The organism is Arthrobacter sp. Alg241-R88 (assembly GCF_900537115.1).
Taxonomy (GTDB): domain Bacteria; phylum Actinomycetota; class Actinomycetes; order Actinomycetales; family Micrococcaceae; genus Arthrobacter.
This window is the reverse complement of sequence record NZ_UNRG01000001.1, coordinates 833603-858524: the sequence shown is the minus strand read 5'-3', so window position 1 is coordinate 858524 and position 24922 is coordinate 833603. Positions and strand designations below refer to the sequence as shown.

20 protein-coding genes and 1 tRNA gene are annotated in these 24922 nt (G+C 65.1%); 9 read left to right on the top strand and 12 right to left on the bottom strand.

Annotation, left to right across the window (positions count from 1 at the left end; genetic code table 11):
• Positions 1-12: 12 nt before the first annotated feature.
• The 7 genes from prfA to argS all read right to left on the bottom strand — a co-directional run bounded on the left by prfA (position 13) and on the right by argS (position 10362).
• Positions 13-1086, bottom strand: coding sequence for a peptide chain release factor 1 (prfA, locus tag G6R19_RS03920; RefSeq protein ID WP_163162481.1), 1074 nt, complete (start codon positions 1084-1086; stop codon positions 13-15).
• A gap of 259 nt (positions 1087-1345) precedes the next feature.
• Positions 1346-3511, bottom strand: a complete 2166-nt coding sequence (rho, locus tag G6R19_RS03915) for a transcription termination factor Rho (RefSeq protein WP_163162479.1) — start codon at positions 3509-3511, stop codon at positions 1346-1348.
• A 295-nt stretch (positions 3512-3806) separates the two neighbouring features.
• The gene (gene thrB, locus G6R19_RS03910) at positions 3807-4781 is read right to left on the bottom strand and encodes a homoserine kinase (RefSeq protein ID WP_163162477.1); all 975 of its coding nucleotides are present in this window, start codon (positions 4779-4781) and stop codon (positions 3807-3809) included.
• Positions 4782-4783: 2 nt separating this feature from the next.
• Entirely contained in the window at positions 4784-5890 is a 1107-nt protein-coding gene (gene thrC, locus G6R19_RS03905) for a threonine synthase (RefSeq protein WP_163162475.1), read from the bottom strand.
• Positions 5891-7231 (bottom strand): homoserine dehydrogenase, encoded by a 1341-nt coding sequence (locus G6R19_RS03900; protein ID WP_163162473.1) that lies wholly within the window; start codon positions 7229-7231, stop codon positions 5891-5893.
• The gene (gene lysA, locus G6R19_RS03895) at positions 7232-8707 is read right to left on the bottom strand and encodes a diaminopimelate decarboxylase (RefSeq protein ID WP_163162471.1); all 1476 of its coding nucleotides are present in this window, start codon (positions 8705-8707) and stop codon (positions 7232-7234) included. It abuts the gene before it with no gap.
• Positions 8708-8712: 5 nt separating this feature from the next.
• Entirely contained in the window at positions 8713-10362 is a 1650-nt protein-coding gene (gene argS, locus G6R19_RS03890) for an arginine--tRNA ligase (protein ID WP_163162469.1), read from the bottom strand.
• Positions 10363-10536: 174 nt separating this feature from the next.
• Between argS and G6R19_RS03885 the strand changes: the two genes are divergently transcribed.
• The 6 genes from G6R19_RS03885 (at position 10537) to G6R19_RS03860 (ending at position 15220) form a co-directional block, all read left to right on the top strand.
• On the top strand, positions 10537-11010 hold the full coding sequence (locus tag G6R19_RS03885) for an FMN-binding protein (RefSeq protein ID WP_163162467.1): 474 nt from the start codon (positions 10537-10539) through the stop codon (positions 11008-11010).
• A 3-nt stretch (positions 11011-11013) separates the two neighbouring features.
• Positions 11014-11886, top strand: a complete 873-nt coding sequence (locus G6R19_RS03880) for an FAD:protein FMN transferase (RefSeq protein ID WP_163162465.1) — start codon at positions 11014-11016, stop codon at positions 11884-11886.
• A complete protein-coding gene (locus G6R19_RS03875; protein ID WP_163162463.1) occupies positions 11883-13427 on the top strand; it encodes an oxidoreductase in 1545 nt (514 codons plus the stop codon). Before G6R19_RS03880 ends, G6R19_RS03875 begins: the two co-directional genes overlap by 4 nt.
• 113 nt (positions 13428-13540) lie before the next feature.
• A tRNA-Arg gene (locus tag G6R19_RS03870) sits at positions 13541-13616 on the top strand.
• A gap of 171 nt (positions 13617-13787) precedes the next feature.
• Entirely contained in the window at positions 13788-14840 is a 1053-nt protein-coding gene (locus G6R19_RS03865; RefSeq protein ID WP_163162461.1) for a M4 family metallopeptidase, read from the top strand.
• A 59-nt stretch (positions 14841-14899) separates the two neighbouring features.
• On the top strand, positions 14900-15220 hold the full coding sequence (locus tag G6R19_RS03860; protein WP_163162459.1) for a protealysin inhibitor emfourin: 321 nt from the start codon (positions 14900-14902) through the stop codon (positions 15218-15220).
• 9 nt (positions 15221-15229) lie between these two features.
• On the opposite strand, the gene G6R19_RS03855 is transcribed toward G6R19_RS03860, so the two are convergent.
• Entirely contained in the window at positions 15230-16198 is a 969-nt protein-coding gene (locus G6R19_RS03855) for a helix-turn-helix domain-containing protein (protein WP_163162456.1), read from the bottom strand.
• 81 nt (positions 16199-16279) lie between these two features.
• Here G6R19_RS03855 and G6R19_RS20190 point away from each other — a divergent pair, with 81 nt between their 5' ends.
• A complete protein-coding gene (locus G6R19_RS20190) occupies positions 16280-16447 on the top strand; it encodes a hypothetical protein (RefSeq protein WP_205484217.1) in 168 nt (55 codons plus the stop codon).
• A 95-nt stretch (positions 16448-16542) separates the two neighbouring features.
• Positions 16543-20508, top strand: a complete 3966-nt coding sequence (hrpA, locus tag G6R19_RS03850) for an ATP-dependent RNA helicase HrpA (protein ID WP_163162454.1) — start codon at positions 16543-16545, stop codon at positions 20506-20508.
• Between the two features lie 52 nt (positions 20509-20560).
• Here hrpA and G6R19_RS03845 read toward each other — a convergent pair whose 3' ends face one another.
• The 3 genes from G6R19_RS03845 to G6R19_RS03835 are packed head-to-tail and all read right to left on the bottom strand — an operon-like array spanning position 20561 to position 23082.
• Positions 20561-20986 (bottom strand): HIT family protein, encoded by a 426-nt coding sequence (locus tag G6R19_RS03845; RefSeq protein ID WP_163162452.1) that lies wholly within the window; start codon positions 20984-20986, stop codon positions 20561-20563.
• The gene (locus tag G6R19_RS03840; protein ID WP_163162450.1) at positions 20983-22161 is read right to left on the bottom strand and encodes an NAD(P)-dependent alcohol dehydrogenase; all 1179 of its coding nucleotides are present in this window, start codon (positions 22159-22161) and stop codon (positions 20983-20985) included. The genes G6R19_RS03845 and G6R19_RS03840 overlap by 4 nt, the downstream gene beginning before the upstream one ends.
• A 9-nt stretch (positions 22162-22170) precedes the next feature.
• Complete coding sequence (locus G6R19_RS03835; RefSeq protein WP_163162448.1) at positions 22171-23082, bottom strand: sulfurtransferase; 912 nt, start codon at positions 23080-23082, stop codon at positions 22171-22173.
• Between the two features lie 73 nt (positions 23083-23155).
• On the opposite strand from G6R19_RS03835, the gene G6R19_RS03830 reads away from it, so the two are divergent.
• Complete coding sequence (locus tag G6R19_RS03830) at positions 23156-24247, top strand: PLP-dependent cysteine synthase family protein (protein WP_163162446.1); 1092 nt, start codon at positions 23156-23158, stop codon at positions 24245-24247.
• Here the strand turns inward: G6R19_RS03830 and G6R19_RS03825 are convergent.
• Entirely contained in the window at positions 24244-24900 is a 657-nt protein-coding gene (locus tag G6R19_RS03825; RefSeq protein WP_163162444.1) for an MBL fold metallo-hydrolase, read from the bottom strand. The two genes, G6R19_RS03830 and G6R19_RS03825, sit on opposite strands and share 4 nt — an antisense overlap.
• Between the last annotated feature and the right edge of the window lie 22 nt (positions 24901-24922).

The window sequence follows — 24922 nt, the reverse complement described above, 5'->3', positions numbered from 1 at the left end:
ACGGCGAAACGGCTAGTCGCCGATGGCGTCCAGGCGGGCCTGTTCGTCCATCTCGATTGCGGACTGGATAACAGGCTCCAGGTCACCGTTCATTACCTGGTCCAGGTTGTATGCCTTGTAGCCGGTGCGGTGGTCCGCGATCCGGTTTTCGGGGTAGTTGTAGGTGCGGATGCGCTCCGAACGGTCCATGGTGCGGATCTGCGACTTCCGCTGGGCGGAGTTTTCGGCCTCGATCTGCTCCTGCTGGTGCGCGAGGATGCGTGCCCGGAGCACCCGCATGCCCGCTTCACGGTTCTGCAGCTGGGATTTCTCATTCTGCATGGCCACGACGATGCCGGTGGGAAGGTGGGTGATGCGCACGGCAGAGTCGGTGGTATTCACGGACTGGCCGCCGGGACCGGACGAACGGTAAACGTCGATCTTGAGGTCGTTCTGGTTGATCTCAAGCTCTTCAGGCTCATCCACTTCGGGCAGGACCAGCACGCCGGCAGCAGAGGTATGGATGCGGCCCTGCGACTCGGTCACGGGAACGCGCTGCACCCGGTGCACGCCGCCTTCAAACTTCAGCCTGGCGTAAACGCCCTCGGCCGGGTCATTCGAGCTGCCCTTCACCGCGACCTGGACGTCCTTGTAACCGCCAAGGTCGGATTCGGTGGCGGAGATGATTTCAGTCTTCCAGCCGCGCGATTCCGCGTACCGGGTGTACATCCGCAGCAGGTCACCGGCAAAGAGCGCAGCCTCGTCGCCACCTTCACCGCCCTTGACTTCAAGGATCACGTTGCGGGCATCGTCAGGGTCGCGGGGAATGAGCAGCCGGCGCAGCTTCGCAGCAGCAACCTCAAGCGAAGCCTCCAGCTCAGGCACCTCAGCCGCAAACTCAGGATCCTCTGAAGCCATCTCCTGGGCAGCAGCAAGGTCGTCACGGATGGCTTCCCACTTGTGATACGCCTCGACGATGCCGTTGAGCTGAGCCGAACGCCGCCCAAGCTTCCGGGCAAGCCGCTGATCAGCATAAACAGCAGGATCACCCAGCTGCGCCTGGATAGCATCATGCTCATCAAGCAGGCCCTGTACGGACTCAAACATCTATAAACCTCTTTCGACTTGTACAAGTCTAGTAATGCGGCGACAAAGGTGGGGAACCGGGAAGGTGACCCTACTGAGAGGCGTTCGGTTTTGCCGCCCCGGGAGTGGCATCGGGCCTGCCGGAGCTGGGCGGCAAACGATCGAAGATCGGAAGCCGCCCAGCGTAGGGGCGGGGGCGGCAAAACCGAACGACGAAGGCGGGGGCGGAAAACCCGCGCGGCGAACCACGCGAGGCATCCGCACCCCGCCCCGAACTCAGCTACTTGTCGTTATCCGACTTCGCGCCAAGCGTCGTCTTCTGAACCTGCATGAGGAACTCAACGTTGCTCTGGGTTTCCCGGATCTTGTTGGTCAGGAGTTCAAGGCTCTGCTGGGTCTCGAGTCCGGAGAGGACACGGCGCAGCTTCCACATGATCTTGACTTCCTCCGGCGAGAGCAGGTTCTCCTCGCGGCGGGTGCCGGACGCGTTGACGTCCACGGCCGGGAAGATGCGCTTGTCTGCCAGCTGGCGGGACAGGCGGAGCTCCATGTTGCCGGTGCCCTTGAACTCTTCGAAGATGACTTCGTCCATCTTGGAACCGGTCTCCACGAGGGCGGTGGCCAGGATGGTGAGCGAGCCGCCGTTTTCGATGTTGCGGGCTGCACCGAAGAAGCGCTTGGGCGGGTACAGTGCTGCGGAATCCACACCACCGGACAGGATACGGCCGGAGGCCGGTGCTGCCAGGTTGTAGGCGCGGCCCAGGCGGGTCATGGAGTCCAGCAGGACCACCACGTCCATGCCCATTTCCACGAGCCGCTTGGCGCGTTCGATGGAGAGCTCGGCCACGGTGGTGTGGTCGTCGGCGGGACGGTCGAAGGTGGAGGCGATGACCTCACCCTTGACCGTGCGCTGCATGTCCGTCACTTCTTCGGGGCGTTCGTCAACCAGCACCATCATGAGGTGGACCTCAGGGTTGTTGGTGGTGATCGCGTTGGCGATGGACTGCAGGATGAGCGTCTTGCCGGCCTTCGGCGGGGAGACGATCAGGCCGCGCTGGCCCTTGCCGATCGGGGCAACCAGGTCGATGACGCGGGGGCCGATCTTCTTGGGGTCGGTCTCGAGGCGCAGGCGCTCCGACGGGTACAGGGGTACCAGCTTGGCGAACTCAACACGGTCCTTGAGTTCCTCGGAGGTCTTGCCGTTGACGGAAGTGACGCGGACCAGGGCGTTGAACTTCTGGCGGGCCGACTGCTGGCTGCGGTCTTCGCCGTCACGCGGAGCGCGGATGGCGCCAACCACTGCGTCGCCCTTGCGCAGGTTGTACTTCTTGACCTGGGCGAGGGAGACGTAAACGTCATTCGGGCCCGGGAGGTAGCCGGAAGTACGGATGAACGCGTAGTTCTCCAGGACGTCCAGGATGCCGGCAACCGGCAGCAGGACGTCGTCCTCGGTGACCTCAACGTCGTCGACGTCCGGCCCCTGGGCGCGTCCCCGACGGCGGTCGTTGCGGTCGCGGAAGCGGTCGTTGCGTGAGCTGCTGTCACGGTCCTGGCCGCCGGAGCGGTCATTGCGGTCGTTGCGGTCGCGGCGGTTGCGCCGGTTGCGGCGGCTGCCGCCATCGGTGTCGTCGCCGTCGCGGTTGTCATCGCGGCGGGCGCCTTCACGCTGGCCGGCCTCGCGGCTGCCTGCGTTGTCCCGGCCGCTGTCGGCGTTCTCGCGTGCTGCGTTGTCACGGCCGCGGGTGCGTCCGCCTTCGCGGCGGTCGGTGCGCTGCCCGGCTTCGCCGGCTTCAGCTTCCGTCCGCTCGGTGCGTTCTGCCGTGCGCGGTTCTGCGGCTGCCTGCGCTCCGGCGCGCTGCTCGCCGTCGGCCTGTTCTGCCGGGGCCTCCACACCTTCGGCGCCCTGCGGCGCGGTTGCGGCTGCTTCGCCGCGGCGGCGGTTACGGGTGCGCGGCTGGCGACGCTCGGCTGAGCCTTCGGCTTCGGGGACCTCGACGGCGGCCGGAGCCTCAGCCGCGGCGGCGGTGCTGGTTTCCGCGGCAGCCGGCTCGGCGGCTGCGGGTGCTACCACTCCATCGCTGACGGCACGGCGGCTGCGGCCACGGCCACGGGCCCGCGTTCCTTCCGCGGGAGCTTCGGTTGCCTCAGCAGCCGGAGCCGACACTGCCGGAACAATTGCCGGCGCGGACACGTTCTCGACCGCTTTTTCAGCGGCCTTGGCCGGAGCCTTGGTCATGGGTGTACCGGCGCGGTGGGCGGAAATGGCTGAAACCAGGTCCCCCTTGCGCATCCGGGAACCGCCCGAAATGCCGAGCTGGCTGGCAAGAGCCTGCAGCTGGGCGAGCTTGAGGCCGGCAAGGCCGCTGCTCTTGGCGGGTGCGGCCGGTGATTCGGCAGCAGAAGATGATAGTTCCACAGCTGGCGACAGCTCAGTGGTTTCGGTCACGAAGGATCCTTCCCCCTCGACGGCGTCCAGACTGGGAGCTGGACGCGATGATTTGATCTGGGCTGCAGTTCAGATCTGCAGCCGGATTGTTCGGCCTTGCCGGTTGGATATCGGCCAGCAGGGCCGGATACTAATTCACCTTGCGCTCCGCAATGGTGGAACGCCGGACTGACGCTTCAGGGGCAGTTTGAGTGCTGCAGATTCCTGCGACAGACCAAGCAGGTGGCACCGGAATACATTGCGCAGTAAGAGACCAAGCGGCAACTAAGTGCAATAGCAGATCAGATAGGCGGAATTACCGCCGGTGCAACTCCACCTTAGCACCTTCAACGTCCACTGCCAGCTTCAGAACACGCCACCCGATGTCCGGCGTGTTTGCTGCAGTGAACTCCTCGATAAAACCAACGACGGCGGCCGCTTGAGCCTGTCCGTCTGCCAGTACCAGCACGGTGGGCCCGGCGCCGGACACCACTGCTGCATGCCCGGCCGCACGAAGCGCCGAAATCAATGCAGCGCTGGGACGCATGGCCTCTGCGCGGTAGCTCTGGTGGAGGTAGTCCTCGGTGCCGGCCAGCAGGAATTGGGGCTTGCTGGTCAATGCATGGATCAGGAGGGCCGCCCGTCCGGCATTCATGGCAGCGGCGTGGTGCCCTACCGAGGCCGGCAGCAACGCACGCGCAGCTTCCGTCGACAGCTCGAAATCGGGAACGGCCACCACCGGAACCACCGTTTCGGACACTGTCGCGCTGGTGCTGCTGTACTGGTCACTGTCCTGCCAGGAGAGCGCCAGACCGCCGAAAATGGCCGGTGCCACGTTGTCCGGGTGCCCTTCCAGCTCGCTGGTGAGCTGAAGGATCCAGTCCTTCCCGCGGCGGCTTGCCTCAGGCACCAGCGCGTTCGCTGCGGAAACGGCTGCCACCACGGCCGATGCGGACGAGCCCAGCCCCCGTCCGTGGGGATTGACGTTGTCCGCCGTCACCTTCAGACCGCCGTGCCGGAAGCCCAGCCGTTCGAAAGCCGCTTCCATGGCGCGGATGACCAGGTGGCTGGCGTCCCGCGGAAGGGTGTCTGCGCCTTCGCCGCGAAGATCGAACAGGAGCTCCTCGGATTCAAGGCTCTCCACCGTCAGCGTGTCATGCAGCGCCAGGGCCAGGCCCAGGCTGTCGTAACCGGGACCAAGGTTGGCTGTGGTGCCGGGAACCCGGACGGTAACCCGTTGTCCGGGCTCAATAAGCTGCAGTCCGACGGCGGTCTGCGAGGTGGTGTCCAAGGTTATTTTTCTTCCAGTCCCAGTTCAGCAGCAACGGTAACCACGTCGTTGGAAACCTTGACCGGCTGCACGTCGCTGCCGTCCTCGGTACGCAGGGCCCACTGGGGGTCCTTGAGGCCGTGGCCGGTGACGGTGATGACGATCGTCTTCCCGGACGGAACCTCGCCCGCGACATGCTTCTTCAGCAGGCCAGCAACGCCGGCGGCGGAACCAGGTTCAACGAAGACGCCTTCGCGGGAGGACAACCAGCGGTGGGCGTTGAGGATTTCCTCGTCGGTTACGGCATCGATGAGCCCGCCGGATTCGTCCCGGGCGCCAATGGCGCCGTCCCAGGATGCAGGGTTGCCGATCCGGATGGCAGTGGCGATGGTGTCAGGCTCGGTGATGGGGTGGCCCGCTACGAAAGGTGCTGCCCCTGCTGCCTGGAAGCCCCACATGGCAGGCGTTTTGGTGGACACAGCGGGAAGCGTGCCGGCGGTTTCGGACTCGAACGGAGCGGAGTACTCCTTGTAACCCTTCCAGTAGGCCGTGATGTTTCCGGCGTTGCCAACCGGCAGGACATGGATGTCCGGAGCGTCGCCCAGTGCGTCAACGATCTCGAACGCACCGGTCTTTTGTCCCTGGATACGGGCAGGGTTGACGGAGTTGACCAGGAAGACCGGGTAGGACTCCCCCAACTTGCGTGCGATATCAAGGCAGTTGTCGAAGTTGCCGTCCACCTGGAGCAGGGTTGCACCGTGGGCGATGGCCTGGCTGAGCTTGCCCATGGAGATCTTGCCCTCGGGTACCAGGACGGCACACTTCAGGCCTGCGGCCGTGGCGTAGGCAGCGGCAGAAGCGGACGTGTTGCCGGTGGAGGCGCATACAACGGCCTGGGCTCCGGCAGCAACGGCGGCCGTCATGGCCATGGTCATGCCGCGGTCCTTGAACGAGCCGGTGGGGTTCATGCCCTCCACCTTGAGGTACACCTTGGAGCCGGTGAGCTCCGAGAGCTTCTGCGCGTGCACCAGCGGGGTGCCGCCCTCGCCCAGGGTGATCACCCTGGTGGATTCCGTCACGGGCAGACGGTCAGCGTATTCGCGGATAACGCCGCGCCATTGGTGAGCCACTTAGACTCCTTCTACCCGCAGAACGGATGTAACTGAATTGATGACGTCCAGGCCCTTCACGGCCTCGACGGTGGCTGCAAGGGCAGCCTCTGACGCGCGGTGGGTGACAATCCGCAGTTCGGCGGACTCCACGTTGGACTCAGCGTCGCGGTGGATGGTCTGCCGCATGATTTCGATGGAGACGCCGTGCTCGGCAAAGAGCTGGGCGATCCTGGCCAGGACGCCGGGCTGGTCAGCGACGTCCAGCCCGATGTAGTAACTGGTGACGGCAGCGTCGATCGGCAGCGCCGGAACGTGTCCGGTGGTGGTTTCCGTTCGGCCGGGGCCGCCGAGGACCAGGCTGCGCGCGGCGGAGACCAGATCACCCAGGACGGCGGAGGCTGTGGGGGTACCGCCGGCTCCCTGGCCGTAGAACATCAGTTCGCCGGCATTCTCGGCTTCAATGAATACGGCGTTGAACGCGCCGTGAACGGCAGCCAGCGGGTGCTCGCGGGGAAGCAGGGTTGGGTGCACGCGGACGGAGACGCCGTCGCCGCCGTCTGCTTCCGTACCTGTGTCCGTGCCTGCGGCGGGAAGCTTTTCCGCAATGGCCAGCAGCTTGATGACAAAGCCGGCGTCCTTGGCGGCAGCAATGTCCGCCGCGGTGACGGAGCTGATCCCCTCGCAGTGGACGTTCTCCAGGGCGAACCGGGTGTGGAACGACAACGAGGCAAGGATGGCAGCCTTCGCGGCAGCATCGTGGCCTTCGACGTCGGCAGTGGGGTCCGCCTCCGCGTAACCGAGCCGCTGCGCTTCAGCGAGGGCGTCTGCAAACTGGGCGCCAGTGGTGTCCATCTGGTCAAGGATGAAATTGGTGGTGCCGTTGACGATGCCTAGAACCCGGGTGATCCGGTCACCGGCGAGGCTGTCGCGGATGGGCCGCAGGATGGGGATGGCTCCGGCGACGGCGGCCTCATAAGAGAGCTGCACGCCCGCCTTGTCAGCCTCTTCATGAAGGATAGGGCCGTCCTGTGCCAGGAGCGCCTTGTTCCCCGTGACAACGCAGGCACCATTGCGAAGGGCGGACAGGATCAGTGTGCGGGCAGGTTCAATGCCGCCCATCAGCTCGATCACGAGGTCCGCGTCCTTGACGAGGGTGTCGGCGTCGGTGGTCAAGAGTTCCTGCGGAAGGTCCACATCGCGCTTCGTGTGGACGTTGCGCACGGCGATGCCGCTCAGCTCCAGCTTCGCGCCCGTCCGCGCGGCAAGGGTGTCGGCGTCCTCAATGAGAATCCGCGCAACCTGGGCCCCAACGTTGCCACAGCCCAGCAGGGCCACTTTCAGGGTTCGCAATTCAGTCATTCAGACTCCCATGTCGCGGTTCAGCAGATCTTCTTCGGTTTCCCCGCGGACAATCAGCCGGGCAGATCCGTCGCGCACCGCGACAACGCCCGGCCGGGCCAGATAGTTGTAGTTGCTTGACAGGGCCCAGCAGTAGGCGCCGGTCCCCGGTACAGCAAGCAGATCACCGGCTGCCACGTCCTCGGGCAGATATACATCTCTAACAACTATGTCGCCGCTCTCGCAATGTTTGCCCACCACGCGGGACAGCTGCGGTGCGGCGGCAGATGCGCGGGAAGCCACGACAGCCGAATAATCCGCGTCGTAGAGCACCGGGCGGGCGTTGTCGCTCATGCCGCCGTCCACCGACACATAGCGCCGCGGATACGTAACGTTGTCGTCGGCGTCACCAGCGTCGGCCGGGGCCGGCGTGTCCACACGAACGGTCTTGAGCGTCCCCACCTCGTACAGGGTGAAGGTGGTGCTGCCAACGATGGCGCGCCCCGGCTCGATCGAGATGCGGGGCGAGTCGATGCCGAGTTTTGCGCAGGTGGAGCGCACGACGGCGGCCATCGCCTGGGCGATCTCGGCCGGCGGGCGCGGGGTGTCCACAGGGGTGTAGGCAATGCCGTAGCCCCCGCCGAGGTCCAGCTCCGGAAGGACAATGGAGTATTTGCGCTGCATGGCGTCTAGGAAGGTCAGGAGCTTTTCCGCGGCCAGCGCGAAGCCGTCCGGTTCGAAGATCTGCGAGCCAATGTGGCAGTGCAGCCCAAGCAGCTCAATGCTGTGGTAGGCCGTCGCAGCGGCAACTGCCTCTTCAGCAGCTGAAAGGCCTGCTTCATCCGTGGTGTCCCCGGCCATGGAGAGCCCGAACTTCTGGTCCTCGTGCGCAGTGGCAATGAATTCATGGGTGTGCGCATGGACGCCCGGCGTCAGCCGGAGCATGACCTTTGCGGTTTCGCCCCGCCCGGAGGCAATCTTGGCAACGCGGTCCAGCTCGTCGAGGCTATCCACCACAATGCGGCCCACCTGCATGTCGAGGGCACGGCGGATTTCGGCGTCCGACTTATTGTTGCCGTGCAGGCCCAGGTGGGCGCCGGCAATGCCCGCCCGGGCAGCTACGGCGAGTTCGCCGCCGGAGCAGGTGTCGAGCCGGAGGCCTTCCTCAGCCACCCAGGTTGCCACTGCCGTGCAGAGGAAGGACTTACCGGCGTAGTAGACGTCGACTCCCCCGCAGATGTCCGCGAACGCGTCGTCGAACGCGTCTTTGAACCCCCGCGCACGGGTGCGGAAGTCCGCCTCGCTCATCACGAACAGGGGCGTGCCGAACTGTTCCTTCAGCTCGGCGACCGAAATGCCGTCGATGGTCAGCTGGCCCGCGCTGGTCCGGAAAACGTCCTCTGCCCACATGGAAGGGGTCAGCGCGTTGAGATCCTCCGGAACGGCGAGCCATTCCGGGGCGAGCGGCGAGGCTGCGCCTTTGTGCGAATCGTTCATCCCGATCACATCCGTTCCGGCGCGGAAACGCCGAGCAGGTCAAGGCCGTTGGCCAGCACCTGGCTCGTGGCGTCGTTGAGCCAGAGGCGGGTGCGGTTGACGTCGGTCACCGCCTCGTCGCCCATGGGGGCGATGCGGCAGGCGTCGTACCAGCGGTGGTAGGCCCCGGCGATGGTTTCGAGGTGCCGTGCCACCCGGTGCGGTTCCCGCAGTTCCGCGGCCTTCGCGACGATCGACGGGTAGCTGCCCAGGTACGAGAGAAGTTCGTTCTCCGTGGCGTGGTCCAAAAGGGAGGCGTCAAAAGCGGACCGCTCCACGCCGGCGTCGACGGCGTTGCGGGCCGCACCGCGGGACCGGGCGTGGGCGTACTGCACGTAGAACACCGGGTTCTCGTTGCTGTGCTTCTTCAGCAGCTCCGGGTCCAGCGTCAGGGGGGAATCTGCCGGGAACCGGGCCAGGGAGTAGCGGACTGCATCCTTGCCGAGCCAGTCGATCAGGTCCTTCAGCTCGATGATGTTGCCTGCGCGCTTGGACAGCTTGGCGCCGTTCACTGATACCAGCTGGCCGATCAGCACCTCGATGTTCACCTCGGGGTCATCCCCGGCGCAGGCGGCGATGGCCTTGAGCCGGTTAATGTAGCCGTGATGGTCGGCGCCGAGCAGGTAGATCTTTTCGGTGAAGCCGCGGTCCTTCTTTGAGAGGTAGTAGGCGGCATCCGCTGCGAAGTAGGTGGGCTCGCCGTTGGCGCGGATCATCACCCGGTCCTTGTCGTCGCCAAAGTCGGTGGTCCGCAGCCAGACGGCACCGCCGTCGTCGAACACGTGGCCCTGCTCGCGAAGGCGGGCAACGGCACTCTCAATCGCGCCGGCGTCGTGCAGTTCCTGCTCTGAGAAGAACACGTCGAACTCGACACCAAAGTCCGCGAGGGTGGCCTTGATGTCCTTCATCTGCGCCTTGTAGGCGGCTGCGCGGATGACCGGGAGGGCAGCAACTTCGGTCAGTTCGCGGATGTCGGGGTGTTCGGTGAGGACCTCGTGGCCCAGGTCTGCGATGTACTGTCCCGGGTAGCCGCCGTCAGGAACGGGCAGGCCGTGCAGCCGGGAGTACACCGAGTTGGCGAAGACATTCATCTGCGAGCCGGCGTCGTTGATGTAGTACTCAGCGGTGACGTCGGCACCGGAGGCGCGCAGCACGCGGGCGATGGAATCGCCCAGGGCGGCCCACCGGGTGTGCCCAATGTGAAGGGGTCCGGTGGGGTTGGCCGAGACGAATTCCATGTTGACTGTGTGGCCGGCGAGCGCGTTGTTGGTTCCGTACTGGTGCCCGGCTTCGACGATCACCCTGGCCAGGGCGCCGGCCGTTGCTGCATCCACGGTGATGTTCAGGAACCCGGGCCCCGCGATGTCCACGGCAGAGACGCCGTCGATCGACTTCAGCCGTGCGCTCAGCACGGTGGCAAATTCGCGGGGGTTGGTGCCGGCCTGCTTGGCAAGCTGCAGGGCGATGTTGGTGGCCCAGTCGCCGTGGTCCCGGTTCTTGGGCCGCTCCACGCGTACCTCGTCTGGCACTGCTGATGACGAAAGGGCAATCTCACCGGCGTCGACGGCGTCCTTCAGGCAGGCGGATATGGCGAGGGAGAGTTCTTCGGGAGTCACCCCTCTAGCCTACCGGGGGCCAGTGACAGCAAAAGAATTGGGAGCGTTTCCTGCGCCACAGCGGTTCCACAGGAAATCCACAAGCCAGCTACAAGTTGAACCAATACGCTGGGTTCATCGTTGACACCACCGTAAGCACCGTCCCAAACACTTAACCGAAATGAGAGCCTTCCTATGAGACCGTCAGTCCGTAAAAGTGTTTTCGCCGGAATCGCCGGCCTTTCCCTCGCCGGAACGGTGGCCGGTTGCGCGCCGTCCGCCACCGAGAGCACGCCTGCAGCCTCGGGCAACGGTGCGGAAACGTCCGCCGCCGCGCCCTCCGCAGGAGCCTCGTCCCTGGCCACCAGTGGCTCCACGTACAAAGATGGCACGTACAGCGCCGACGGAAATTACGTCTCCCCGAACGGCACCGAGACGGTTGGGGTTGAACTTACCCTCGCAGGGGGTACGGTCACGGCTGTCGACATCACCCAGCATCCCTCGAACCCCAACACCCGCAAGTTCCAGGGTGAGTTCGCCGGCGGGATCGCCGATCAGGTAGTGGGCAAGAGCATCGACGAACTCAACGTCTCGAAGGTCGCCGGTTCCTCGCTGACCAGCGGCGGATTCAACCAGGCCGTGGAGCAGATTAAGTCGGAGGCGCAGTAGACGGTGCCGGACGCGGACTGGGAGGACTTTGCGTTCGAGGGAATCGGCACGCACTGGGAAATCTCCACGCCTCTTCCGCTTGACGGGCCACTGCGGAAACGGCTCCTTGGCCGGGTGGAAAAGTTCGACGCCGACTGGTCCCGTTTCCGATCCGATTCCCGCGTCAGCATCATGGCACGGGAGCCCGGGCGGTATGGGTTTCCGGAGGAGGCCGAGAGGCTTGGCCCGCTGTACAGGGCGCTTTATGGACTGACCGACGGGGCCATGACCCCGCTGATCGGCGCCTCCCTCGAGCGGCTGGGGTACGACGCCGGATACTCCCTCACGCCCTCAGGCTCCCCGTTGCCGGCACCCCGCTGGAACGGGGTCCTTGAGTGGACGGGCACCACCATCACCACCACTTCGCCTGTGCTCCTGGATATCGGGGCGGCAGGCAAGGGCCTGCTGGTGGATCTGCTGGCCGATGAACTGGGCGCTGAAGGGATTGATTCCTTCGTCATTGACGGCAGCGGGGACCTGCTTGCAAGGGGCCCCCGATCCACCCAGGTGGCTTTGGAGCATCCTTACAATCCGGCCCAGGCCATCGGAGTCATTCCCCTCGCGGGACGGGCGCTTTGTGCCTCGGCGTCCAACCGACGAGCCTGGGGGGACGGCCTGCATCATGTGCTGGACGGAACAACCGGGCAGCCGGTGAGGACCGCCGTCGCCACCTGGGCCCTCGCGGACAGCGCCATGCTGGCCGACGCCCTGGCTACTGCGCTTTTCTTCGCCCCAGGCGCCCGATTGGAGCAAGAGTTCGATTTCTCCTGGCTGACCGTATTCTCCGACGGGAGCGCGGCCCACTCCGGGGAGTTTGAAGGGAGACTGTTCACATGAGCCCTGTGGAAACACCGAAAGCCCGGCCCGCCCCCTCCGTGGCTGCACGGCTGGATACCATGCTTGGCCGGTTCACCATGTACCGGCTCATCCTCCTGGTCCTTGCAGGCCTGGCCCTTTACAGTCTCTTGCTCGATGCCCTGGGCTGGCTGACATTTGGCATTCCCGAAATGCTGGCGCACCTGGTGCTGTGCCTTGGCCTGACCTATGCCTCCAACAGGGCTTTGGCAGCAATATTCCACGTGCGGCCCCACTCGGAGTCCTCGCTCATCACCGGCCTGCTGTTGTACTTCCTGTTCTGGCCTTCGTTCGCGCCGATGGATCTGGCCGGCGTGGCGTTGGCCTGCGTCCTGGCATCGGCATCAAAGTATGCGCTCGCGTGGCGCGGCCGCCACGTCTTCAACCCCGCCGCTGCGGGAGCCTTCGTGGTGGGGCTCACCGGGCTCAACATTGCCACCTGGTGGGCAGCTACCCCTGCCATGCTGTGGCTGCTGGTGCCCGGCGTTCTCCTGGTCCTGTACCGCACGCGCAAATTCCAGATGGCCTCGATCTTCCTCATCGTGGCCTGCGCCATCATCACGGCGGAACTCCTTCAGTCGGGCATGTCCGTTGGGATGGCGTTGTGGCAGTCACTGGCGCAGCGGCCGCTGCTGTTCTTTGTGGGGTTCATGCTCACCGAGCCGCTGACACTGCCCCCGCGCAGGTGGCAGCAACTGGCACTCGCGGCTGTGGTCGGCGTGGTGTTTGCGGCCCCCTACAACTTCGGTTTCCTCGCGAATTCTCCTGAGGCCGCGCTGCTGCTGGGCAATCTTCTCGCCTTTATGGTGGGCCAGCGGGGCGGCGTGAAGCTGAAATTCAACGGAACCAGGCCGCTGACGCCCAGCACCACGGAATTTTCCTTCGAGCCCTCCCGGCCCGTCCGCTTTGTGCCGGGACAATTCATGGAACTGGACCTTCCGCATGCGAAATCGGACGGAAAAGGACGACGCCGGGTGTTCAGTTTGACGGGCACCCCGGCTGACCGCCTGGTTAAGTTCGGCGTGCGGACTGCTGAGCCTGTGTCCGCGGCCAAGAGGGTACTTCTTTCGCTGAAGCCTGGCGACGAACTGGCAGCCACTGCCGTTGGAGGGGACTTCGTCCTCCCCCGCGACCCCCGCAAGCCGGTCCTGCTGATCGCTGCAGGAATCGGCATCACGCCTTTCCTTTCACATATCTCCTCCGGCGGCTTACGGGATCGCGACGCGGTCCTCCTGCTGCTGGCCAGAAGTGCGGACGAGATTGCCTATGCGGAAGAACTGAAGGATGCCGGGGCTCGTGTGGTGGCCCGGATTGCCGACGGCTCCCAACCGCCGTCGCATATAAGTGCTTTCCCGGCCGATGCTGCCAGGGTGGACGGCGAAGCTCTCAGTGCGGTGATTCCCGACATCGCCGAGCGCGAGGTTTTTATCTCGGGCTCACCTGCGAGTGTCGCTTCGCTGCGCCGCGCGGCAAAGGAAGCCGGGGCGAGGCGGGTTCACGTGGACTCGTTTTCGGGCTACTGACCTGGGCGTTCACTACCGTTCAGGTGGGCGTGGGAGTGGCGATTTTCCCTTGCAGGCCACCTTACTGCTAAGCTCTAGGACGTCCCGCCAGCAACGGCAGGATTCCCCGGATTGCCCTCGTAGCTCAGGGGATAGAGCGTCTGCCTCCGGAGCAGAAGGTCGTAGGTTCGAATCCTATCGAGGGCACCATCACCAGAAGCACCCCGGTCCACTGACCGGGGTGCTTTTCATTGCCCGGGCAATTTCCCATAGGGCTGCAGCTCCCGGTGATCATGCAGCAAATGCAGCCACAACGGCCGCCTCCGCCGCTTTGTCAGTGCCCCCTCGTAGTCTGTAGTCACCAAGTTGAGGGGGTACGCCATGCACGTTCCGTTCTGTTCCATCATTCCGCCCTACCTGTTGAGGCGGCTGGCCAGGCAGGACGCTCCGGAGTTTTCTGCGGCAGCAAGGGCCGCCAAAGAAGCCTTGGGACACGTCCGCTCGGTCCACGCGGCCCGCACGCAAGCAGCCCCCGATGTCCCGGCGGGAGTGCGCCAGGCCAAACCAGGACCCTCAAACCGCTCGGTTTTCGACGCCGGCGGTTCAGAAGTCCTTCCAGGCAAACTCGTGCGAAAGGAGGGCGAGTCCGCCACGGGGGATCCTGCAACGGATGAGGCCTATGACGGGCTGGGCCACACGCATCGCCTCTACGCCGACGTCTTCGGCAGGAACTCGATCGACGGCCGGGGGCTGCCTTTGAACGCCACGGTGCACTTCGGCAAACTCTACGACAACGCGTTTTGGGACGGGACGCAGATGGTCTTTGGCGACGGCGACGGGGAGGTCTTCGAGCGGTTCACCAGGTCCATCAGCGTCATCGGGCACGAGCTTGCCCACGGGGTTACCCAGTACTCGGCCGCGCTGGTCTACCGGAACCAGGCCGGAGCCATCAATGAGTCGATGTCGGATGTTTTCGGTGCCCTCGTGGAGCAGTACGTCAAGAACCAATCAGCGGCAGAGGCCAGTTGGCTCATAGGCGAGGGCCTGTTCACGCCCCAGGTGGAGGGGCGCGCCCTGCGCTCCATGAAAGCCCCGGGAACCGCGTACGACGACGACGTGCTGGGCAAGGATCCCCAGCCGGATTCCATGGACTCTTACGTGAGAACCAGCGCCGACAATGGTGGTGTCCACATCAACTCGGGCATTCCGAACCGGGCGTTCTACCTGGTGGCGGAAACGCTGGGCGGGAACGCCTGGGACTCCCCCGGGCGCATTTGGTACGAGACGCTCACCAGCGGCGATTTGCCCACCGGCGCGACCTTCACCGTATTCGCGCGCGCCACGGCGGCTACGGCCGCGGAGCTTTTCGGTTCTGACTCAAAAGAGCATGACGCCGTGCGGAACGCGTGGGAAACTGTGAAGGTCAAGCTTTAACGGGTCGCCTGGCTGCCGTACTTTGGGCCACCAGGCTCGAACCAGCCAGGAACCAGGCCATGAAGATCAGTGTGGAGCGCACCGGCGGCATCGCGGCGATGACTAGGGTTTGGACGGTAAACGCCGAGTCCGAAAAGGCCAGAAATCAATGGCAGCCCATCGTCGAAGCATGCCCTTGGGACGCCGTACCCAGGACACCGCGAGCCGCCGCGGCGGAATACTCAGGGTCCCAGCCGGATCGGTTCATCTACTCCATCCGTGCGGGCCAGCACCGGGCAGCCCTGCCGGAGCAGGCAGTCACCGGTCCCTGGCGGGTGCTGGTGGACACCACGCGGGCAGCCGCTGAGGAGTCACGCGCGGCACAGCGGCCGGATACGTAAAGCCCGGAGCTAACCAACCTCTGCCAGCTGTCCGCGGAAGGCTCGCCGGTAGGACTGCGGGCTGGTGTCCAGGACTTTCGCAAAATGGTGCCGCAGCAGCACCGGCTGCCCAAATCCGGACTCGCGCGCGATCTCGTCAATGTTCAGGTCGGTGGACTCCAGAAGTTCCTGGGCGCGAAGCACCCGCTGGGAATTGAGCCAGGCCGCCGGCGTTGCACCGGTTTCCGACCGGAACTTCCGTGCGAAAGTCCTCGCGGACATGTGCACGCGGGCAGCCAGTTCGCCCACAGTGTGTTCACGGTCCAGGTGCTCCACCATCCAGCGAAGGAGTTCCTCCATCGGCGCCGAGCCGCACGTGGGCATGGGCCGGTCAATGAACTGTGCCTGGCCGCCGTCACGGTGCGGGGGAACCACCATGTCGCGGGCAATCGCGGCGGCCACATGCGCTCCCAGTTCCACGCGCACCAGGTGCAGGCAGGCATCTATCCCGGCGGCCGTGCCGGCGGAGGAGATGATGTTCCCGTCCTGCACGTACAGGACATTTTCGTCCACGTGCACGCGGGGGTATTCGGCAGCCAGTTGGCCCGAATAGTGCCAGTGCGTGGTGCAGCGGCGGTCATCCAGGAGGCCGGCCCGGGCAAGGGCGAAAGCTCCTGAGCAGATGGACATGACCCACGCTCCCCTTGCATCCGCCGCCCGAAGCGCCTGGAGGGCGGACTCCGGCAAGTCATCGTCCCGGCCGTACGGAGCCATAATCACCAGGTCCGCATCGGCGGTGGCCTCCAGCCCCAGGCTCACATTCATGGAAAGCCCGGACTTGAGGGGCACGTCCCCCGGGACCGGTGTGCAGACACGGAAGTCAAAGGCCGGCACACCACTCCCCCGCCCGGACCTGTCGATGCCAAACACTTCGCAGGCAGTGCCAAATTCGAACATGGAGAAGTTGGGAACCACGATGACGGCTACTGTTTTCAGCATGCTTCCATTGTGGCAGGAATTATCCCTTTTTGGGCATTTCTGCCACTTTTTCTGGATGGCAAAGAGGAGAAGCATGGAGGCATGGAAATCCTCACAACCGCCCTCATCGTCCTGCTGCTCCTCGTATTTGCCGCCACTGTGTCGGCCCTCCTGCGTGACGGGCGGGGGCACACGCCTCCCGTCGAATCGCATGAAGCCTGGTCCGCCCTGGACCTTCCCAGCACCAACTACACGCTCCGCATTTTCTAGCCCCAACCACCCAACCCAACCACCCAAGCACCGGGTAGGGCTGCAACCAGTCGAAGGCGGGAAGCCCGGGCTCCCGCAGTAGACTGTCAGCAGCCATGACACTTCACATTTCCTATCCTGCCGAGCTCCCGGTCTCCGAGCGCCGCGAAGACCTGATGGCCGCCATCGCAGCGAACCAGGTGACCATCATCGCCGGCGAGACCGGCTCCGGTAAGACCACCCAGATTCCCAAGATGTGCCTCGAGCTTGGCCTGGGCGAAAACGGCCTGATCGGCCACACCCAACCGCGCCGGCTTGCAGCCCGCACGGTTGCGGAGCGCATCGCCGAGGAACTAGGCGTGGATATCGGCCAGGAAGTCGGCTTCCAGGTCCGCTTCACCGGCGAAGTCAGCCGGAACACCAAGGTTAAGCTGATGACCGATGGCATCCTGCTGGCGGAAATCCAGCGCGACAAACTGCTGCGCAAGTACAACGCAATCATCATTGACGAAGCCCACGAGCGCAGCCTCAACATCGACTTCATTCTCGGCTACCTCAAGCGGATCCTGCCGCAGCGGCCCGACCTCAAGGTGATCATCACCTCCGCCACCATCGATCCGGAACGGTTCGCCAACCATTTCGGCACTCCGGACGTCCCTGCCCCCATCATCGAGGTCTCCGGGCGGACGTACCCGGTGGAGATCCGGTACCGCCCACTGTCTCAGGCACCGGCCGGGACAGATGAAGAGAACGCTTCCGACGACGAGCTCGAGGAAGACCGCGACCCGCTCGACGCCGTCTGTGACGCGGTGGATGAACTCGCTGCGGAAGCACCCGGCGACATCCTCGTATTCTTTTCCGGCGAGCGCGAGATCCGGGATGCCGCCGACGCCCTCCAGTCCCGGATCCAGTCCAATAGAAGGCTGGCCGGAACTGAAATCCTCCCCCTGTTCGCACGCCTGAGCCTGCAGGAACAGCACAAGGTGTTCCATCCCGGCAACAAACGCCGGATCGTGCTCGCCACCAACGTGGCTGAGACGTCGCTGACAGTGCCTGGTATCAAGTACGTGATCGACACAGGCACCGCGCGCATCTCGCGGTACTCACACCGCACCAAGGTCCAGCGGCTCCCCATCGAGCGCGTCTCGCAGGCATCGGCCAACCAGCGTTCCGGCCGGTGCGGCCGCGTGTCCGACGGCATCGCCATCCGCCTTTACTCGGAGGAGGACTTCGAGTCCCGGCCCCGCTTCACCGATCCCGAAATCCTGCGCACGAACCTGGCGGCCGTCATCCTCCAGATGACAGCCATGGGAGTGGCGCGGGGACCGAAGGACGTCGAAAACTTCCCTTTCGTGGAACCTCCCGAAACGAGGGCAATCAACGACGGCGTCACACTGCTCCGCGAGCTCGGCGCACTGGCTGCCGCACAGCCCCAGAACGGCACGGGCGGCGCGAAAAGCGGCGGCGGGCTCACCGCCGTCGGGCAAAAGCTCGCCCAGCTCCCGGTGGATCCCCGGCTGGGCCGGATGATCGTGGAAGCGGGAAAACGCGGCTGTGTCCGTGAGGTCATGATTTTGGCAGCAGCCCTCACCATCCAGGACCCCCGCGAGCGCCCTACGGACAAGCAGCAGCTCGCGGCGGAAAAGCACAACCGGTTCAAGGACGAGAACTCGGACTTCACCGGCTTCCTGAACCTGTGGAACTACATCCAGGAGAAGCAGCAGGAGCTGTCGTCGTCGGCCTTCCGCCGCCTGTGCCGGGCCGAATTCATCAACTACCTTCGGGTGCGTGAGTGGCAGGATCTGTTTGCCCAACTGCGCCAGCTTGCCCGGCCCCTGGGCATCAGCCTGGACAACAAACGCCTGGCCGATCCGGTAGGCAACCACGACGGCATCCACATCAGCCTCCTGTCCGGGCTCCTGAGCCACATCGGCATCCTGGATGAGCGCAAGCGTGAGTACGCCGGGGCCAGGGGCAGCCGCTTCGCAATCTTCCCCGGTTCTGCATTGTTCAAGAAGTCGCCCACCTTCGTGATGGCGGCGGAGCTGGTGGAAACGAGCCGGCTCTGGGCCAGGGTTGCAGCGAAATTCGATCCCGCCTGGGCAGAACAGGTGGCCCCGGACCTCGTCAAGCGCAGCTACAGCGAACCCCACTGGTCCACCCGCCAGGGCGCGGTCATGGCCTACGAAAAGGTCACGCTGTACGGTGTTCCCATCATCGCCCAGCGCAGGATCAACTACGGCAGGGTGGACCCGGTGGTCGCCCGGGAACTCTTCATCAGGCACGCCCTGGTGGAGGGCGACTGGAAAACCCACCACAAGTTCTTCCACCGCAACCGGGCCCTCCTGCAGGAGGTTGAGGAACTCGAAGCCAGGATGCGGCGCCGGGACCTCCTGGTGGACGACGAGACGCTGTTTGAGTTCTACGACGCCCGGGTGGGGCAGGACGTTGTGTCCGAACGGCACTTTGATAAATGGTGGAAGGACGCCCGGCACCAGAACCCGGACCTCCTGGACTATGACAAGTCGCTCCTCCTCAACAATGACGCCGACGAGCTCGACGAATCCGCCTACCCGAAGACCTGGCTGCACAAGGGCTTTGAACTCCCGCTGACCTACGAGTTCCACCCGGTCGCCCCCGGCTCGCCGCCCAACCCGAACGACGGCGTCACTGCCGAGGTGCCGGTCCTTTTCCTGAATCAGCTGGACGACAAGGCATTCCGGTGGCTGATCCCCGGCCAGCGCGTGGAACTGGTGACGGCCCTGATCAAGTCCCTGCCGAAGCAGATCCGCAAGAACTTTGTTCCTGCCCCGGACGTAGCCCGGCAGGCAGTGGCGGTACTTGAGTCCGATTTCGACCCGGCCTCGGATGAACTGGAACCGTCCCTCGAACTTGCGCTCCGCCGCATCCGCGGAAGCATCATCCCGCCCGGTTCGTGGAACTGGGACGCGGTGGCCCCGCACCTTCGCGTGACCTTCAAGGTAGTGGACAGCAAGGGCAAGGTCCTGGACGAGGGCAAGGACCTCGCGGCCCTGCAGGAACAGCTTGCACCCGCCACCCGGCGGGCCATTGCCGAATCCCTCGGTGCCACGCCTGCCTCTACCGGGCCGCGCAGCAAGGCAGCGCGTACGGGGGGCGCATCGGACGACGGCGGGAATCGCCGGGTGCAGGCGCCCGCCAACGTCCCGGCCGGCTCCGGCCCCGCCGGATTCCGGGAGCAGGAAGGCCTGACCGAGTGGAGCTTTGGCACCGTCCAACGCCAGGTCAGCAGCATGGTCAAGGGCCACACTGTCACCGGTTATCCGGCGTTGGTTGACCAGGGCAAGTCGGTGGCACTCCGGGTTTTCCAGACCCCGGACGAGCAGCAGGACGCCATGCGCGGCGGTGTGATCAGGCTGCTGGCGCTGCGCGTTCCCGCTCCCGACCGGTACGTGCTGGAGCACCTGAGCAACACCGAGAAGCTGACATTCAGCCAGAACCCGCACGGCTCGGTCGCAGCGCTGATTGCCGACTGCGCGCTGGCAGCCATCGACAAACTCACCCCGGCAGAATTGCCCTGGGACCGGCAGTCCTTCGATGCGCTCTATGAAGTGGTCCGGGCCGAGCTGATCGATACCGTGTTCAGCGTGACCGCCGTGGTGGAGCGCATCCTTGCCGCTACCCGGCGAATTGAAAAGCAGCTCAAGGGCACTACCAGCCTCGCACTCATCAGCGCGCTCAATGACATCAAGAGCCAGCTGGAGCACTTGGTGTACCCGGGGTTTGTGGCACGCACCGGCTATGCCCAGCTCAGCCAGCTCCCCAGGTACCTCGCCGCCATTGAAAAGCGGCTGGAGCGCCTCCCGGGCAACGTCCAGCGCGATGCCCTCAGCATGGCGGTAGTGCAGCGGCTCGAGGACGACTACGACGACGCCGTTTCCGCCCTGCTTCCGGGACGGCGGGCGGGCGGCGAACTGGCCCAGGTCCGCTGGATGATCGAAGAGCTCCGGGTGAGCCTCTTCGCCGTCGAACTCGGAACGGCCTATTCGGTATCCGAGAAGCGGATCCGCGCCGTGCTCAACAAGGCGCTGGCCCCGGCCTAGGCAGTATGCCTAGGCCGGGAACAGAAGGCCGGGAACGGCCAGCCGCAAACCGTCAGGCCGGGACGAACGCGCCGTACCCGGCGGCCCGGAGGCCTTCCCGCAGTTTCTCGGCATTGGCATCCAGGACCTTCGGATCCGGATTCTGGTCTGCCGAGGCGAAGTTGAAGTCCGCCATGCTCCTCGAAGGCCACACGTGCACGTGGAGGTGGTTGATTTCATAACCTGCCACGATCAGCCCGGCCCGCGCCGCGCCGAAGGTGTCCACCTGGACGGCTCCGATCCGCCGGGCCACCTCCATGACCCTCGCCAGGGTCTCCGGGGAAGCGTCGGTCCAGCGGTCCACTTCCTCCGTGGGGACCACCAGGGTGTGTCCGTCGGCCAACGGTCCCGTGGTGAGGAATGCCGCCACGTCGTCTTCCCGCCAGACAAAGCGGCCGGGGATTTCGCCGTTCAGGATCCTGGTGAAGAGCGTGCTCATGCGTCTGCCTCCTTGGCGGGCACCTGCAGGGTACTGGTGTCCAGCACAAACCGGTATTTCACATCGCCCGCGACCATTCGGTCGTAGGCCTCGTTCAGCTGGTCTGCCCGGACCACTTCAACGTCCGCAACAACGCCGTGCTCTGCGCAGAAGTCCAGCATTTCCTGGGTTTCGGCAATGCCTCCGATCAAGGAGCCGGCATAGGCTATCCGGCGCCGGATCAGCGCCCGAGGGTTCACGGGCGGCATAGCTTCGGACGGAAGGCCGAGCTGGAAGAGTGCACCGTCCACGCGCAGGGTGCGGAACAGCGGGTTCAGGTCGTGCGGGGCTGCGACGGTGTCGATGATCAGGTCGATGGTGCGGTTGGCGGCGTCCATCGCTGCCTCATCACGGGACAAAACTACCTCGTCGGCGCCCAGTTCAAGGGCGGCCGGCACCTTGGATTCGGACGTGGTGAACACCACCACCTTGGCTCCCATGGCTTTGGCGAGCTTGACGCCCATGTGGCCGAGTCCGCCCAGCCCCACCACACCCACCACATCGCCTTCTTCGACGTCGAAATGCCGCAGGGGCGAAAACGTCGTGACCCCTGCACACAGCAACGGTGCGACGGCGGCGGGATCCAGGGATTCAGGCACCCGAAGGACATAGCGGCGGTCCACCACCACGGAGGAGGAATAGCCGCCCTGCGTCAGGGAACCGCCGTTCCGCCGGTCCACTGCACCGTACGTGGCGGTCATCCCGTTTTCGCAGTACTGTTCCAGCCCGTCCAGGCAGCTTTCGCACTCGCGGCAGGAATCCACCATGCAGCCCACGCCCACGCGGTCCCCGGGCACGAAGTCGGTGACCGCTGACCCGACCCGGCTGACAGTACCCACGATTTCGTGGCCGGGCACAAGCGGCCAGCTCTGGCCGCCCCACTCACCACGCACAGCGTGGACATCGGAATGGCACAGCCCGCAAAACTCAATGGCGATTTCGACGTCGTCCGCCCCGGGAGTGCGCCGGGCAAGGGTCAGCGGCACCAGCCCGCTGTCCGGAGACGTTGCACCGTAAGCGGCGGCCAGGACGCCGTCGTTGGAGGCAATAACGCCAGAGCCGGCTGGTGCAGGAGCGGCAGGTTTGGGGGTGACAGGTTTTGCGAGGGGCGGCGGCACGGGACGTCCAGGAGTCATAGTGCGACGCTACCCTTCAGCCTCGCCATGTTTCCACTCAGCCGGCCCGCCGCCGCCGGGTTCCGGTCCCGTCACCACAGGCAAATTGGCATTACTGGACCACTCTGAGAAGGACCCGGGATAGAGGGCAGCACGGAATCCGGCGAGCTCAAGGGCTGCCACCTGGTGGGCTGCCGTGACCCCGGAACCGCAGTAGACGCCCACCCGGCTGTCGTCGGTGATGCCCAGCGATTCGAAGCGCCGGCGCAACTCGGCGGGAGGCAGGAAGCGGCCCGCACCGTCCACGTTCCCGGTGGTTGGAGCGCTGACTGCACCAGGGATATGGCCTGCGCGGGGATCAACAGGCTCAATGTCGCCGCGGTACCGTTCTCCGGCCCTCGCGTCGAGCAGAATTCTCTCCGAAGCTGGACCAGACGTAAGGATCCCGGCCTCCAACCAGCCGGTTACATCGGCTGCCCCAAGGACCGGCATCTGTCCGTCTGCCAGGGTGACGTTACCGGGACTGGCCCTGACCTCGCCCTGGTCGATCGGCAAGCCGGCCGCACGCCACGCTGCCAGGCCGCCGTCGAGCAGGTAGACCTCGCGAACGCCGGCGTTCCGCAGCATCCACCACGCCCGTGCGGCCGCCATATTGGCGCTGTCATCGTAGGCCACCACAACATCGCCCCGGGTGATGCCCCAGCGCCTCGCCGCTTCCTGCAAGGCGCCGGGAGTTGGCAGCGGGTGCCTGCCCCGCTCGGAAGCTGCAGGGTCTGCAAGTTCGGCGGCCAGGTCAACGAAGACGGCGCCCGGCAGGTGCCCCTGCAGGTAGTGGTCGTGGCCGTGCGGGTCCCCCAGCGCCCAGCGCACGTCCAGCAGCACCGTGCGCATGCCGGCAGCCAGGCGCTTTTCCAGCGCCGAAACATCCATGAGGGGATTCATCGTGCTCCTTCCGGTGGGCAGCCAACGCTCCCACTCTAACGGCAGCTCCGGCGGCCGCGGGTAGGCTGGTGCGGTGAAGATCGAGCGCACCGCGGGCCGGGACTGGGCCGATGAAGCCATCCGGAAAATCACGGCAGAAAACAACCGCTCCGCAGATACACACCTCTACTCGGTGCCCCTCCCGGAGCACTGGGGTGTACAGCTCTATTTGAAGGATGAGTCCACGCACCGTACCGGCTCCCTCAAACACCGGCTGGCGCGCTCCCTGTTCCTGTTCGGGCTGGTCAACGGCTGGATCAGGGAAGACACCACCATTGTTGAGGCCTCCAGCGGCAGCACCGCCGTGTCCGAAGCGTATTTTGCCCAGCTCCTGGGGCTGCCGTTCATCGCCGTCATGGCGCGCACCACCAGCGCCGAAAAAATTGCCCTGATCGAGCAGTTCGGCGGCGCATGCCTCCTGGTGGACCACGCCTCCGAGGTCTATGCGACGGCGGAGGAAGTCGCCGCCACCTGCGGCGGGCACTACATGGACCAGTTCACCTACGCGGAGCGGGCAACGGACTGGCGCGGAAACAACAACATCGCGGAGTCCATCTTCGGCCAGCTCGAACTGGAGGAACATCCCATCCCGGACTGGATTGTAGTGGGCGCAGGGACGGGCGGCACCAGCGCAACGATCGGGAGGTACCTCCGTTACCACAGCCATCCCACGCGGCTTCTGGTGGTGGACCCGGAGAACTCAGCCTTCTACCCGGGCTGGCGCGGTAACACCTCCGGCCCGGCCACCGGCCTGCCATCCAGGATCGAGGGCATCGGCCGGCCGAGGATGGAGCCCAGCTTCGTGCCATCCGTGATCGACCACATGATCCAGGTTCCGGACGCAGCATCGGTCGCCGCCATGCGCCACCTGCACGCGCTCGCCGGACTCCACGCCGGCCCCTCTACCGGCACCAACCTCTGGGGCGTGTGGCAGGTCATTGCCGGAATGATCGCGGAGGGCCGGAAGGGCAGCATCGTCTCGCTCATGTGCGACGGCGGCGAGCGCTACGCAGGCAACTACTACCACCCGGACTGGTTGGCTTCGCATGGCTTGGACCCTGCGCCGTATGAAGCGGTGATCCGGCGGTTCTTCGACACCGGCAGCTGGGACGGCGCAGAGGTCTAGATTTCCACGGACTCCCGTGCGGCCAGGTGCTGATACTCCGTACCGTATTTGGCGCCGAGCCTCTTGACATGGCCCTCCACAATTTTCAGGCCAGCGTCATTGAGCAGTCCGTCATGGATCTGGAAGGCGCGGGGTGCGCGGACGCCGATCACGAAGTCCACCACCTCGGCGGCCTTGCTCCATGGCGCATGAAGGGGAACGAGGAGTGTTTGCACGCTGATGCCGTCAGGAATAACAAACGAATCGCCCGGGTGGTACACGTTTCCGTCCAGGAGGTAGCCGACGTTGGCCACAACGGGGATCTGCGGGTGGATCAAGGCGTGCTGTCCGCCAAAGCTGCGGACCTCGAAGCCGGCCACTTCGAAGGATGACCCGGGGTCGACCGTATTGATACGGGCCGCGGCTTCGGGAGCTTCCTTGCGCAGGTTGTCGGCAACGCCGGCAGGGGCAAAAACGGCCAGGTCCGTGTTGCCCTTTAAGGCAGCCACCACTACGGGAACGTCGATATGGTCGCCATGTTCGTGCGTGACCATCACTGCTTCGGCACCTGCCAGGGCCTCAGCCGATTCCGAAAATGTCCCGGGATCCAGCACGATGATCCGGCTGTCCTTCTCGAGCCGGACACAGGCATGGGTGTATTTGGTCAGCTTCATAGCGCCAGCCTAGGGTCCGGCA